Raw genomic sequence first — 12,024 nt, forward strand, 5'->3', positions numbered from 1 at the left:
TAGTGATTAATGGTGCGGTTTAATTGTGGGGGAAATGAGTCCTAAACGAAAGATAAAGTAGGTGTACAAACATGAAGATTGCTGTGGTCACCGATAGTACCAGCTATTTGTCCGCAGAAGAGGTCGAGCGGTATCACATTCACGTCGTACCTATTCCGGTGATCATTGATGGTCGCTCCTATGATGAAGATGTTGATATTACCACGAGCGAATTTTACGAGCGATTACGAAATTCCAAGTCCTTCCCCAGCACGTCCCAACCGCCATTAGGTGAAATGATCAACTTATATGATCAGTTGGCTGACGAGGGGTACGATGCGGTTATCAGCATTCATTTGGCCAGCACAATTTCTGGGTTCGTCAACCAGTTAAAGGCGTTGGCACCAACGATTGAAAACATCAAGGTCATTCCATATGATTCACAAATTACCGTTAAATTAATGGGTTACTTAGCGATTGAAGCGTCACGCATGGCCGCAAAGGGTGCCGAGCCAGACGAGATCATCGCCCGACTCGACGACTTGCGGTCAACAATTGGCGAATACTTCGTGGTTGATGACCTGCAGAACTTGGTGCGTGGTGGACGGTTGTCCAACGCATCTGGGTTCATCGGAAGTGTCCTACGGATCAAGCCATTATTGACCTTTGACGACGAGACCCACGAGATTGTCGCCTTCGAAAAGGTTCGGTCGCGTAAGAAGGCGTTAGCCCGCGTGGAGGACCTCTTCGTCGAGGCGCAGTCCAAGGTCGACTATCCACTCCGAGCGTTAGTTTTAGATGCTAACGATCCCGAGGGTGGGCAGGCTTGGGCTAACAAGATTGCCACGCAATACCCCGAGATTCCGGTGGAACGGTCGTACTTTGGACCGGTCATCGGGACCCACTTAGGGGAAAAGGCTTTGGCCTTAGCTTGGTTAAAAGATTTCGATCGCGCTTAAAGCGTGCATCTTCTATGCGGTTATGGTAAGCTATTCGCTGTAATTAAATTTACGGAGTAGGAAATAAAGCGTCAAGTGCTGGTGGAACGCAATGTGAACACCGGACGAAGGGCAATTGGCCCGCGATTTTATTTCCGCATTGGCCGCAGCGATGTGGCAACTCCCTTAGGAGATGTCTGAATTGAAGATGACTGTAGAGACTCGGCTACCTAAGCTGAGCACGTTGAGTTTGGTCACGATGGGCCTATTGATGGCGTTACAATTGGTGATCAAGAGTTTTTCGGTGGGACCAGCATTCTTGAAGTTTAGCTTCACGTTTCTGGTCGCGGCACTGGTCGCCCGGTTATTTGGCCCCTGGTGGGGGATGATGACGGCGGCAGTGGTCGATGTGATTGGTACGTTGATGTCGGGTGGCCCGTTCTTTATCGGGTTTACGATCTCGGCGGTATTGGGTTCACTGATTTATGCGCTGTTCCTGTATGGAAAGCCGGTGAGCTGGCCGCGGTTGATCATCGCACAGGTTATCATCTCAGTGGTGGTTAACGCGCTGCTGAACACGTTGTGGGTGGCTATCATGTATAAGACCCCATTCTGGGGACTATTCCCCGTGCGGCTCTTAAAACAGGTGATTATGACCCCGATTCAAGTCGTGTTGCTCTATGCGCTATTCAAGAGTCATATCGTTAACTTAATTCAAAAACGTTTAAACCTTTAGAGAAAACGGACACCATTTCGGTTGAGAAACTGGGATGGTGTTTTTAGTTGGTATGGGGCGAGATAGGCAAGATTAAATAAATTACTTTAACTTAGTCTATTCAAAAAAAACACCACACCAATTTCACTTGCTAAACCCACACCACAGCCAAACTGGTCCCTAGAGAATGTATGGTCAAGTACGTGAACCTTTAACTTTTTCTATTGAATCGGGGATTTGCCTTGTTTCCCGTTGCTTTTTCAGTTATAACAAGGATTGACGAGGTGCCATTTCGGGGAGGATATTTATGAAGCAATTACTGCAACTCTATGACAAGTATAAGAGCGTCATTGCGTACCTATTTTTCGGAGGGCTCACCACACTAGTTAACCTGGTCGTCTTCTTCGTGACGGCGACAATGTGGGGCTGGAACTACCAAATCGCAACGGCGATGGCGTGGTTTGTTTCCGTACTATTTGCGTACGTGACGAACCGGGTATGGGTCTTCCATTCCCATTTCACCACGTTTGAAGCCCTGTGGCGCGAGATCATTACATTCTTCTCCGTCAGAGCGGCCACGCTGATTATGGATGAAGGTATCATGTGGATTGGGGTATCCTTATTATCGCAAAATGAAATGCTGACTAAGTTGGTTGACCAAGTTATTGTTGTCTTGGCAAACTACTTCTTCAGCAAATGGTTCGTCTTTCGCAAGACCAAGGCAACCTCATCGTCAATGAATGAATAAATGAGTAGATCACGCTGTCTGAATGGATGGCGTGATTTTTTAGAATTATTGATAATAATGATTGAAAGAATAGGAGACCTATTATGAATTCCAATAGTGATGCTAAAATTATAAAAATGTCTAGTGAAGGTCGAGTAGTTATACCGGCTACGTTTAGAGAAAAGATGGGACTTTCGAGTGGCGATCACTTGCAGGCCACACTGAATGCCGAAGGAAAATTGTGCCTTGAAAAGCTCCTGTCTGCTCTTGATTGGCAAGCCTTAATTGCTGGAATTCCAGTTGAACACGTTGATTTCGATGCGGCGGGCAATTATGATGCGACAAAGTCACCGAATTTTGATGAATGGATGCACGAAGAGTAGTTTGTATTTTAAGCTAGTTGTGGCAAACTATGCATTTGACGACAAGATTAGTCCTTATTGCGGTCTAGATAATCCGTAGGGATAATTGATTGATGAATTAGATGCTCAACGTAAAAGTCTAACAAATTTATAATTATGTCGTTAAAACGATTCTTCCATTTTTCCTAAAAAAGATGAGACAGATTTTTCGAAAATTACATTAGTAGTAAGTAGGGACACCATTTGCTAAGCAAAAAGCCAAGCCCTGATTCGGTATTAACCGAATTGGACTTGGCTTTAACTTTCACATTAGGCAACTGCACGCTGCCGTTGTCGGTTGCGATGGCCAACGCGAACGCGGTAATAGATGGCAACCAGGACGCCACCAATCACGATACCGATGGCATTGGCGAGGACATCGTTGATATCACTACTCCGGTTGATCAGCCAGTGTTGTGAGAGAATATACTGAATGGTTTCGATGCTGCTACCGGTGAAGAGACCCAGTACCCCAACCCCCCAGATGGAAAGCTTCGGGACGAGCCATTTTAGTAGGAGACCCAGTGGCAGGGTCAGAAGAATGTTTTCCGCAAAGCCGAGATTAAAGGCATCTAGGTTCGTTAAGTTCACGCGGCCGAAGCCAACGGGCATAATGTAGACGCCAGTGCCAGAGAAAGAAATCGGGGTAAATAGGATTGCTGCTAAGCCAGTTAAGTAGGCTAAAGTCAGCAGGGCGAACCATCGATGTTTGTGTGTGGTTGTGACGATGAGCAGGCCGCTCAAGCAGGTCATGAGTAAGATAATTAATAGGGGTTCCCAGCGCATCGAATCACCTCCGAAAGATGCTAACCATTTATACGTGTCGTTCAACATGTTCCTAGACTACCGCAGAATGACGTGTCTGTGGGAAAAATACCAGGGTTTTTAAGGTTTCTTTGGCCCTTTAGTAAATTCATAAGTTTTTGGGCAAGGAAACAGCACATTCTTTCGCGGCTTCGGTGTACGGCGTGGGAGATTTCGACTGAGAAAGTGGACGACGGGTGTCGCTGGCACTCTGTCTGCGTGGTATGATAACTACAAATTAATTGAGGAGGTGGCAGGTATGGATCAGTCAGATTATCAAAGTGAGTTGCGAGACAATCAAGCCAATTGGAACGACCGTGCTAAGGTCCACATGATCTCGGACTTTTACGATGTCGATCACTTGGTGGCAACCCCAGACGAAACGACGGTGACCGTTCAGCATGACTATGCCGTTCTGCGGAAATGGCTACCTGACAACACGATTAAGGGCTGCGACCTGCTTCATCTGCAGTGTCACATTGGAACGGATACGCTGTCCTGGCAACGTCTCGGCGCTACCCACGTCACGGGTTTGGATTTTTCATCACAATCGCTGACGTATGCCAGAGAGATTGCACAACGAGCGCGGGCGGAAATTACATACGTGCAGGGCGATGCCCGCTTTGCCAGTCAGCGGATTCAACGAAAGTTTGACGTCGTGGACACCAGTATGGGGACGATTACATGGTTGCCGAATCTGACGGACTGGGCCCAGTCGATTGCGGCGTTGCTGAAGGCTGGCGGCACATTTATGATTCGTGATGATCATCCTTTTCTAAATGCCTTAGATTTCGAGTCGATGGTCGTTCACGCCGATTACTTCAACGACGGCACGTTGACCTACGAACAGGATGGCTCATATACCGACCACTCAACTCATCGCGTGCAACATACGACAAATCACAATTGGAATCATGATTTTCAAGAAATCACCACAGCCCTCCTGACAGCGGGATTGACCATTGAATTTCTAGGTGAGTATCCACGAACGGAGTGGCCAGCGCTACCAAATTTGGTACAACGCGACGGTTGGTTTGAACTGCCGGCTGATGCGCCGAAGATTCCACTGACGTTTGCGTTGGTGGCGAAGAAGCCAGCTTGCGGATAATGGAATGAGCGTTACTGACGGTGGAGTTGAAACGATTGGGTGAGACTGGAGAGTAGTTGGTTTCGGGATTGAAATGGACATTTTAACAGGGAAAAGGAATCATAATGCCTTACTTTAGATATTTGAAGAAAAATGGCATTATGTTTCCATTTGACTAGGGCTCAAGTTTTAATGATTAATTGCGTGGCAACCAATATAATTAGCAAATTCTTAAACTAAAGGAGACAGACAATTTGACAATCAATGATCATCAACAGTGGCTTGTCGATTTCTATACACATCGCAATTGGTATCAGTATTCCCCCTTTGTTCACGTGGCGATTCTCACGGAGGAAGTGGGTGAGGTCTCACGAGCAGTTCGTGCGAACGAAATTGGCCGCGACCATCCCGGTGAAAAAGCCGCAACGTCTGCTGAGAAACGGGCGAATTTGAAGGAAGAACTGGCGGATACGCTGGACTTGGTTCTAGTGCTCAGTAGCCTTTACGATATTGACGCACAGGACCTGCTTGAGGCGAGCGAGAAGAAGCTGACGGCACGATTTAAGAATGAAAAGTAAAACATTATCTGTTACGTCTGAAGGATGGTCGTAGAGAATAGTTGTTTTATTGCAGACATGGCCGCATAATGAGACTGCTAGAGATAGACTGGGTAGCTCAACGACGAGGAGAGGCGTACACGAGTATGAAAGTTATCACCTATCGTAATTTTTGTAAGAACCCGAAGCACTATCTGGATCAGGTGACAGAAAATCTTGAACCTTTAACCATCGCACGTAAGAATCATCGAAATGCGGTTCTCATGTCAGCAGAGACTTATCACAATATGCGCGAAAATCAATATGTACTGGAAAATTCAGCTAATCGTGGCTGGTTACAGGAATCTTTGAATCAGGCACATCAGGGCCAAACGATTCAGCATAATTTGATACAATGAGTAACTGTTGGATGAGTTAAAATACGACTAACGAAAACAAAGGAGCCATGACGTCCGTCACAGCTCCTTTGTTTTGCAAAATTTAGCTTTATTTGTTGCGAAGTGCTCGCTGGCGTTCGTGACAATCATAACGATTCTCGGCTTGTAAGGTTGCGTTGGCCCGCGTCCCTGCTGAGTATTGGCGCCGAGCGAGTAGCCAGACGCAACTTCGCTGAAGCAGCAGCGGAGGCGTCCAGGTGGAGCACGTTGAGCTACCCGTTCACGGACGGTCGACGACAAGGTAGCCAGCAATGCCGACCACCCACAGGGCCACCGTTAGCCAGTTGCCTTGCCGCATGACGAGACCATCGTCATTTACCCAAAGATGGTAAGCCTCGAAATTCAAACAAAATAACTATATGCGGATCCTTTGCAGTACTATTAAGAGGACAACTACAGAACGATAGAAGCGGGAGGCTATTTATGTTAAAAGACGAACAGATTGTCTGGGCCATTCATCAAATGGAAGACGACATTGGACCGGTGGGGTCGTCACTGGATGCTCGGACGCCCTTCCAGTTTTTGGTGTCCGTTATTTTGAGTGCACAAGCTACGGACGTCTCGGTCAATAAGGTGACGCCAACCTTGTTCGCCAAGTATCCGAATCCTGCGGCGTTAATGGTGGCAGATGTGGGCGACGTTGAAACGATTATTAAAAGCGTTGGTCTATTTCACAACAAGGCTAAGAATATCATCAAGACCGCGCGCATCGTTCACGAGAACTTAAACGACGTGGTGCCGACTGATCGTAAGGGTATCATGGCTTTGCCCGGTGCCGGCCGGAAAACGGCCAACGTTGTTTTGAGCGATGTCTTTGGTCAGGAGACATTTGCCGTGGATACCCACGTCTCGGCTATTTCCAAGCGCCTTCATTTTGTAGAGCAGTCGGCCTCACCTTTACAGGTGGAGAATAAGATTGTCAGCGTTTTGAATCCGGCAGAATTGCATCAGGCGCATCACACCATGATTGAATACGGCCGCAAGTATTCGATGAAGTTAGCACCAGAGAAGGAAGTTTGCCAGCTGATCATCGACTGTGACAAGTTGAACGAAGAGAATGAGGCAGAGATTTAGAAACGGGTAGCGGGGTGATGACTCTGGTATCGCGTAGACTAGTGGACCTGCGTTTGCTCAAAGACTCGGCGTATGTTACGGTTAACACAGTAAATAAGGACGAGGAGTGACGTTAATGAGTGTGCGAAATTGCCGTGAAGTGTCCGGCACGAGATCGTGCAAGTCATAGCAAATAGCAGGACCGACAAGCCAATAACTGAAGGTCTCTCCATGCTGTTTGCTGCAAGGAGAGTAAATGAATTTAAAGGAAATTACCCAATTAGATCAAATTTTAGCAACAGTTGCCACGTACACGCACAGTGATCGGGCAGCCAAAGCACTACAGGAAACGGCCAATCAAACCGAATTGATGGCTGTTCACACACAATTAACGTTAACGGCGGAAGCCCACCGGCTACTGGCCAATGATGTGACGTTTACTTATTTTGACCTAGATCAACTAGCGGCGTTACAGGCCAAGCTTGATCAGGGCCTCATGTTGAACGCGCAACAGCTAGACCAGATCAATCACTTTTTGATTAATCTGCGGCGGCTAAAGGCCATCTTACACACACACCAGCAGTTAGCACCACATCTGGCAGCGTTCATGCAATCCACCGCGCAATTGGGAAGTCTTCAACAAGAGCTGGAGCATATGATCATCTACGGCCAAATTGCCGACAACGCAACGCCGGAACTGGCCGAGATTCGTGGGAAAGTTGTAAAGCAACGCCAACAGGTTCAGACGGCGCTGACACAGTTCGTTCAGAAGCATCCCCGTTCCGTGCAGAGTAACCGGCTGATCACGCGAAATGAGCGGGTCTGCGTGCAGCTCAAGGCCGGTGAAAAGAACCGATTCAAGGGGCAGGTCATCGATCAGTCGGCGACCGGTTCAACCATTTTCTTCGAGCCAGCCACGGCAGCTAAGAAGGGCGCCGTCCTCGCAGAACTCATTGCCGATGAAAGTGCCGAAGTCTACCAATTGTTGGTAACTTTGACTGGGGACGTACTGGATAACTGGGACGCGTTGACTAAGAATCAGGAGCTACTCAGCCAGTTCGACCAGATCATGGCACGTGGTCAGTATGGATTGGAAACGGCTAGTCGTTTACCCGAGTTAAATACGGATCAGCACATTAAGATCGTTGCGGGTCGTCATCCCTTGCTCAAGAACGCCGTACCGCTCGATATTGAACTGACACCGCAGCAGGGACTGATGATCACTGGAGCCAATTCGGGTGGGAAGACGGTTGTCTTGAAGACTATCGCGCTATTTGCCCTGATGATTCAGGTTGGCCTTGAGTTACCAACTGCTGCTGGAACCCAGATGGCAGTCTTCAGTCAGTTTTGGGTCGACATTGGCGATAACCAAAGTATTACGGCTCAACTGAGTACGTTTGCCGCTGAAATGACGACGCTGGTTGATATGACGGATAATATTAAGGAGAACGCGTTGGTCTTATTGGATGAAATTGGGAGCGGGACTGATCCGGAAGAAGGGTCTGCACTGAGTATCTCGATCATCGAATATCTTCGTCAAAGAAAGGCAACCATCATTGCCACGACCCACTTTAGTGCGATCAAGGAATATGCCGTTGATTGCCCGACGTTTATGACGGCCACGATGGCCTTCGATCCGCAGACGTTGGAGCCAACGTATCGCTTGTTGCTGAATCAAGTCGGCGCAAGTGAAGCAATCTGGCTGGCCGAACGTTTAGGTTTGGCGCAACCAATTCTGGATGCCGCACGTCAGCGACTTGTTACGAAATAAATTAGACTGAAATTCAAATATATAAGGCTCATCCATCGTTGTTAGAGCGATGAATGAGCCTTTATTCGTGTAGATTAGATCTCTGTTTCGAATCTATTATTGACGAATCCAGTTCGGACGCCAACAGCTAAGTGGGTATATACGATAACCATTGTCGCGATGACACGGGCATGTTAAGGTTGGGAAAAGTCGGCGCTTGAGATTCAGTCTGATGAGATATTTGACTAAACTAAATGTGGTCGTGCCACCAAGAAGAGCTTGGTCAATGTGGTTACCACTAAGACGAGTTGAAGAATGAAATCAGCTTCGTTCAGAAAGTGTCGGTCGTGGGTGGAGGCAAAGAGGTCGAAGTGAAACGTCAGCGTTGCCAGGGAAAGGAAACCGATGACTGCCAAGGCAACGGGTTTAAACAAGACGATTGTAAGTCCCATCAAAATTAGCGTGGATCCAAATAAAAGATACTGTGCGGTTGTGTTTTGTCGAACCATACGCATAATTATCCCCTCCAGAAATAACTTATTTCAGCGAAAGGTACACCCAATTTAACGTCCGTATCGTATCATTACCTTTGAAGTAAGGCCACGCCAAAGGACTGGAATGTTAAGGTTAGTTTTCATGTATAACGAAGGCCTGACCCTTTGGACGGATGTGTCAAGGTGCTAGTAGTTGGGGTTCACCGACAGTGACTGCGCTTAAACAGCCAGAACAGGCCACCGACAATCACCCCAACTAATAGGGCGCGAACGCCCCAGCCAATGAGCCATAGTGAGAGAAGTTGTGGTAACAGGTGATTCCAATCAATCGTTAATAACATTCTTGTCAAGCCTCCTGATTGTAGGTTAATAGAATTCGTCCGGCCGCGTGTTCCGACAACAGGTGGTGTTGCGCTGTCTTGACAGCGGTGAACGGGAATTGCTCGTGGATTACCGCCCTGAGTTTGTGTTGGGCGAGTTGCGTTAGTAGCCAACGGTAATCACTCGGAGTAATGGCACCACTTACGAAACTAAAGGACTGCTGCGGTCGTGTGCGATACTGTTGCTGCGCCAATGAAAGAATTTTGACTGGTCCCAACGCAGCCGTCAGTTGGTCGAGCAGTGCGGTTGAACCGGCCAGATCAATCACTTGGCTAACGGCAGGTGCCTCAGCTAACTGCTGGTCGAGTGGGAGATCATAGTCGAGCACCTGTTCTGCCCCCAGTGTTTGCAAAAGCTTGTGACGGCTGGAATGGCCAATGGCGATGGTGTGCACACCAAAGAACTGAGCCAGTTGTAGAAAGTAAGTGCCAACGCTGCCGCTCGCGCCAGTGACTAAGGTGGTTTCACCAGCTCGCAGTTGACTCTTCTTGAAGGCAAAGTAGGCAGCATCCGCACCACCGATGAGGGTGGTCGCGTCCGCCAGCGAGACATTCTGTGGAACCGGAAACAAGAGTGGTGGCAACGTCGACAGGACTTGTTCCTGATGACTGCCGGTTGGTTGGATGCCGATGACGGGACGATTTAGCAACTGAGAATTGCGTAGACCGCCGACCTCACGAACGATGCCACCAAAGCCGTAGCCGATGACAATTGGTAATTTGACAGGGCGCAAGGCTTTTAGCTGTCCCGTCTCCGTGAGAATGTCGTAGGGCATGATGGGTGTGTAGCGCGTTTCGATACGAACGGCCAGCGGATTTAGTCGGGGTATCGGGCATGACGTTAAGGTTAGCGCATCGATACCTTGATATGATGTTTGTGTAATGGCGCGCATCAGTCACTCACCTCCCAATCCGATTCGGCAAGGGCGACCAATGCCGCTAGCTTTTGTGCAAAAGCGTGTTTGGCAATGGGGGCTAGCAGGTTGAGTGGAACAAGGTTCCCAGCAGTAGCGGGTACGGTGAGCGTTTCCGTGAGGGTTGTCTGGTTATCAACCCCAGATAGCGTGAAAGTTAACTGATAAGCGAGGTTTCCGTCCTGACTGTGGTAAATGACTTGGTTGGCTGACGCGGTAACAGTCAGATGTTCGTGCGTATTGAGTGCGGGTGCTTGCCGAGTGATGTCGACGCCATTGCCTACCGCGGCGATCTGCGTAATCTCGTTGTCCCAAAGGCGCAAAGTTTCTGGATTGCTAAGAATTGTTTGTAGTCGCTGCTGGGGTGCACGGGTGAGTACGTGGTTTTGAAATAGGATTTCTGACATAAAAAGGCCTCCTTGATTGGATGGCCTTACTTTAACCGATAATTGTTTGCTTTAAAAATCAGGATACTGATACTTTCAAAATTTTTTCGGTACTTGCTCGTGAAAGAGATCCGTTAAGAATTGTTGCTTTTGACGTGCGTCGGTAGCTTCGTTCTCCCGTCCGGCACGATCGGCAATTTCCGCCAGCAGGCGATAGCTGTTGGCCAGCATATAATGAGAATTGTGGGCAGTGATGTAGGCAATGCCTGTTAATAGTCGCTGGGTAGCCAACGTGGCATTTTGTAAAAAGTACGCGGTTAACGCGGCGAGGTAGAAAATGATGTTGCTGTTCTCTTCGTAGGGGGCTTGTTCAATGGCGGCGAGTGCCTGATCGCTCAATTGGGTGGCGCTGTGGCGGAGGCCCTGTTTGGCTTGAACGGTGGCGAGCGATGCCATGGCTAGGCGGGGCAGCATTGTGGGCATGCGTTCTTCTGTCATGGTCATCGCAAATTGCAGGTTCTGCTTGGCGTCATCCAGTTTGGCATCAACGTGTAGCTGGGCCACGCCAAGGTAATAGTAATAGGCCTGGGTCTGTTGTGCTGTGGTCACGGCGGCGACCGTTTCGGGTGCGAATAGAAAGTCCCGGAGCTCCTGATAACAGTGTTGGTTGCAGAGCGCCTGCATACGTGTGTTCAGGTCGTCATCTCCACTGATGGCAAAGTCTGTAGCTAAGCTGATCTCATCGAGTGAGATGGCTAATCGGCGGCACAGTGCGACCAGCAATTTTGCATTGGGCGTGTACCGATCATTTTCAATTGCCGATAGCATGGATTGTGCACAGATGCCAGTTGCGACATCTTTCTGCGAGCGGCCTTGTTGCTTGCGAACGCGTTTGAGCGTGGTTCCGAGTGACATTGTGATTCCCTCCTCTGGTCGATGGTTTACGTTAAATTTACACAGCTTGCGTTGAGAATGCTAGTGAGAAGGTCGTGATTCGCAAAAATCACGAGTAACCACTTGCGTTAAAAAATAAGTCTAGTAGGATAAGGGTTATGAAAAAACAAGCGCAGACAACTGAAGAGAGCATCAAAGTCTTTAAGGCACTAGCTGATCCAATTCGTTTGGAAATCGTTAAGTATCTGAGTCAACTGGCCCACGAGGTTTCTTGTGGTGAGATCAGTCAGGCGATGCAGATTAGCAAGACGTCCGGTTCGTACCATTTTAAAATTTTACAGGAGGCGGGTTTGATCACGGTGCGGAAGGTAGCACGTGAAAAGTATGTTATTTTAGATCGGTCGACTTTTGATCGACACCTAACCCATTTCTGGCAAAGCCTATAACCGATTAGACCACTGGAGAGACGCTCATTGAGAGCGCCCCTTTTTAGATTTAGCATCTTGTC

At 48.3% G+C, this 12,024-nt stretch carries 16 protein-coding genes and 1 riboswitch; of the genes, 10 read left to right on the forward strand and 6 right to left on the reverse strand.

What is annotated here, in order from left to right:
- The first annotated feature begins 71 nt into the window (after positions 1-71).
- The 4 genes from FD07_RS06350 to FD07_RS06365 all read left to right on the forward strand — a co-directional run bounded on the left by FD07_RS06350 (position 72) and on the right by FD07_RS06365 (position 2,742).
- Entirely contained in the window at positions 72-938 is an 867-nt protein-coding gene (locus FD07_RS06350; protein ID WP_020089302.1) for a DegV family protein, read from the forward strand.
- Between the two features lie 50 nt (positions 939-988).
- A riboswitch (THF riboswitch) is annotated at positions 989-1,086 on the forward strand.
- A gap of 39 nt (positions 1,087-1,125) precedes the next feature.
- A complete protein-coding gene (locus tag FD07_RS06355) occupies positions 1,126-1,653 on the forward strand; it encodes a folate family ECF transporter S component (RefSeq protein WP_033388803.1) in 528 nt (175 codons plus the stop codon).
- A 286-nt stretch (positions 1,654-1,939) separates the two neighbouring features.
- Positions 1,940-2,380, forward strand: coding sequence for a GtrA family protein (locus FD07_RS06360; RefSeq protein ID WP_020089304.1), 441 nt, complete (start codon positions 1,940-1,942; stop codon positions 2,378-2,380).
- 83 nt (positions 2,381-2,463) lie between these two features.
- Positions 2,464-2,742, forward strand: a complete 279-nt coding sequence (locus FD07_RS06365; RefSeq protein WP_020089305.1) for an AbrB/MazE/SpoVT family DNA-binding domain-containing protein — start codon at positions 2,464-2,466, stop codon at positions 2,740-2,742.
- A 288-nt stretch (positions 2,743-3,030) separates the two neighbouring features.
- Here the strand turns inward: FD07_RS06365 and FD07_RS06370 are convergent, their stop codons facing one another.
- Entirely contained in the window at positions 3,031-3,546 is a 516-nt protein-coding gene (locus tag FD07_RS06370; RefSeq protein WP_020089306.1) for a VanZ family protein, read from the reverse strand.
- 277 nt (positions 3,547-3,823) lie between these two features.
- On the opposite strand from FD07_RS06370, the gene FD07_RS06375 reads away from it, so the two are divergent.
- The 5 genes from FD07_RS06375 (at position 3,824) to FD07_RS06395 (ending at position 8,469) form a co-directional block, all read left to right on the forward strand.
- Positions 3,824-4,672, forward strand: a complete 849-nt coding sequence (locus tag FD07_RS06375) for a class I SAM-dependent methyltransferase (RefSeq protein ID WP_020089307.1) — start codon at positions 3,824-3,826, stop codon at positions 4,670-4,672.
- Positions 4,673-4,905: 233 nt separating this feature from the next.
- Complete coding sequence (locus FD07_RS06380) at positions 4,906-5,229, forward strand: MazG nucleotide pyrophosphohydrolase domain-containing protein (RefSeq protein WP_020089308.1); 324 nt, start codon at positions 4,906-4,908, stop codon at positions 5,227-5,229.
- 125 nt (positions 5,230-5,354) lie between these two features.
- Positions 5,355-5,606, forward strand: a complete 252-nt coding sequence (locus FD07_RS06385) for a type II toxin-antitoxin system Phd/YefM family antitoxin (protein ID WP_020089309.1) — start codon at positions 5,355-5,357, stop codon at positions 5,604-5,606.
- Between the two features lie 462 nt (positions 5,607-6,068).
- Entirely contained in the window at positions 6,069-6,719 is a 651-nt protein-coding gene (locus tag FD07_RS06390; protein WP_020089310.1) for an endonuclease III domain-containing protein, read from the forward strand.
- Positions 6,720-6,954: 235 nt separating this feature from the next.
- Complete coding sequence (locus tag FD07_RS06395) at positions 6,955-8,469, forward strand: endonuclease MutS2 (protein ID WP_020089311.1); 1,515 nt, start codon at positions 6,955-6,957, stop codon at positions 8,467-8,469.
- A 224-nt stretch (positions 8,470-8,693) separates the two neighbouring features.
- On the opposite strand, the gene FD07_RS06400 is transcribed toward FD07_RS06395, so the two are convergent.
- The 5 genes from FD07_RS06400 to FD07_RS06415 all read right to left on the reverse strand — a co-directional run bounded on the left by FD07_RS06400 (position 8,694) and on the right by FD07_RS06415 (position 11,537).
- A complete protein-coding gene (locus FD07_RS06400; RefSeq protein WP_020089312.1) occupies positions 8,694-8,963 on the reverse strand; it encodes a hypothetical protein in 270 nt (89 codons plus the stop codon).
- A gap of 179 nt (positions 8,964-9,142) precedes the next feature.
- Positions 9,143-9,283, reverse strand: a complete 141-nt coding sequence (locus FD07_RS12330; RefSeq protein WP_020089313.1) for a hypothetical protein — start codon at positions 9,281-9,283, stop codon at positions 9,143-9,145.
- Between the two features lie 5 nt (positions 9,284-9,288).
- Positions 9,289-10,215, reverse strand: a complete 927-nt coding sequence (locus FD07_RS06405; RefSeq protein WP_020089314.1) for a quinone oxidoreductase family protein — start codon at positions 10,213-10,215, stop codon at positions 9,289-9,291.
- Complete coding sequence (locus tag FD07_RS06410; protein WP_020089315.1) at positions 10,215-10,643, reverse strand: hypothetical protein; 429 nt, start codon at positions 10,641-10,643, stop codon at positions 10,215-10,217. The genes FD07_RS06405 and FD07_RS06410 overlap by 1 nt, the downstream gene beginning before the upstream one ends.
- 75 nt (positions 10,644-10,718) lie before the next feature.
- On the reverse strand, positions 10,719-11,537 hold the full coding sequence (locus tag FD07_RS06415) for a helix-turn-helix domain-containing protein (protein WP_020089316.1): 819 nt from the start codon (positions 11,535-11,537) through the stop codon (positions 10,719-10,721).
- A 137-nt stretch (positions 11,538-11,674) separates the two neighbouring features.
- Here FD07_RS06415 and FD07_RS06420 point away from each other — a divergent pair, with 137 nt between their 5' ends.
- Positions 11,675-11,962, forward strand: coding sequence for an ArsR/SmtB family transcription factor (locus FD07_RS06420; protein ID WP_020089317.1), 288 nt, complete (start codon positions 11,675-11,677; stop codon positions 11,960-11,962).
- Positions 11,963-12,024: the final 62 nt, after the last annotated feature.

It is taken from the genome of Levilactobacillus parabrevis ATCC 53295 (genome assembly GCF_001434055.1).
Classification (GTDB): domain Bacteria; phylum Bacillota; class Bacilli; order Lactobacillales; family Lactobacillaceae; genus Levilactobacillus; species Levilactobacillus parabrevis.

Coding starts and splice junctions, on each gene's coding strand:
- FD07_RS06355 (WP_033388803.1), top strand. CDS start 1,126: ATGACTGTAGAGACTCGGCTACCTAAGCTGAGCACGTTGAGTTTGGTC.
- FD07_RS06410 (WP_020089315.1), bottom strand. CDS start 10,643: ATGTCAGAAATCCTATTTCAAAACCACGTACTCACCCGTGCACCCCAG.
- FD07_RS06365 (WP_020089305.1), top strand. CDS start 2,464: ATGAATTCCAATAGTGATGCTAAAATTATAAAAATGTCTAGTGAAGGT.
- FD07_RS06350 (WP_020089302.1), top strand. CDS start 72: ATGAAGATTGCTGTGGTCACCGATAGTACCAGCTATTTGTCCGCAGAA.
- FD07_RS06420 (WP_020089317.1), top strand. CDS start 11,675: ATGAAAAAACAAGCGCAGACAACTGAAGAGAGCATCAAAGTCTTTAAG.
- FD07_RS06390 (WP_020089310.1), top strand. CDS start 6,069: ATGTTAAAAGACGAACAGATTGTCTGGGCCATTCATCAAATGGAAGAC.
- FD07_RS06415 (WP_020089316.1), bottom strand. CDS start 11,537: ATGTCACTCGGAACCACGCTCAAACGCGTTCGCAAGCAACAAGGCCGC.
- FD07_RS06405 (WP_020089314.1), bottom strand. CDS start 10,215: ATGCGCGCCATTACACAAACATCATATCAAGGTATCGATGCGCTAACC.
- FD07_RS06385 (WP_020089309.1), top strand. CDS start 5,355: ATGAAAGTTATCACCTATCGTAATTTTTGTAAGAACCCGAAGCACTAT.
- FD07_RS06360 (WP_020089304.1), top strand. CDS start 1,940: ATGAAGCAATTACTGCAACTCTATGACAAGTATAAGAGCGTCATTGCG.
- FD07_RS12330 (WP_020089313.1), bottom strand. CDS start 9,283: ATGTTATTAACGATTGATTGGAATCACCTGTTACCACAACTTCTCTCA.
- FD07_RS06395 (WP_020089311.1), top strand. CDS start 6,955: ATGAATTTAAAGGAAATTACCCAATTAGATCAAATTTTAGCAACAGTT.
- FD07_RS06375 (WP_020089307.1), top strand. CDS start 3,824: ATGGATCAGTCAGATTATCAAAGTGAGTTGCGAGACAATCAAGCCAAT.
- FD07_RS06400 (WP_020089312.1), bottom strand. CDS start 8,963: ATGCGTATGGTTCGACAAAACACAACCGCACAGTATCTTTTATTTGGA.
- FD07_RS06370 (WP_020089306.1), bottom strand. CDS start 3,546: ATGCGCTGGGAACCCCTATTAATTATCTTACTCATGACCTGCTTGAGC.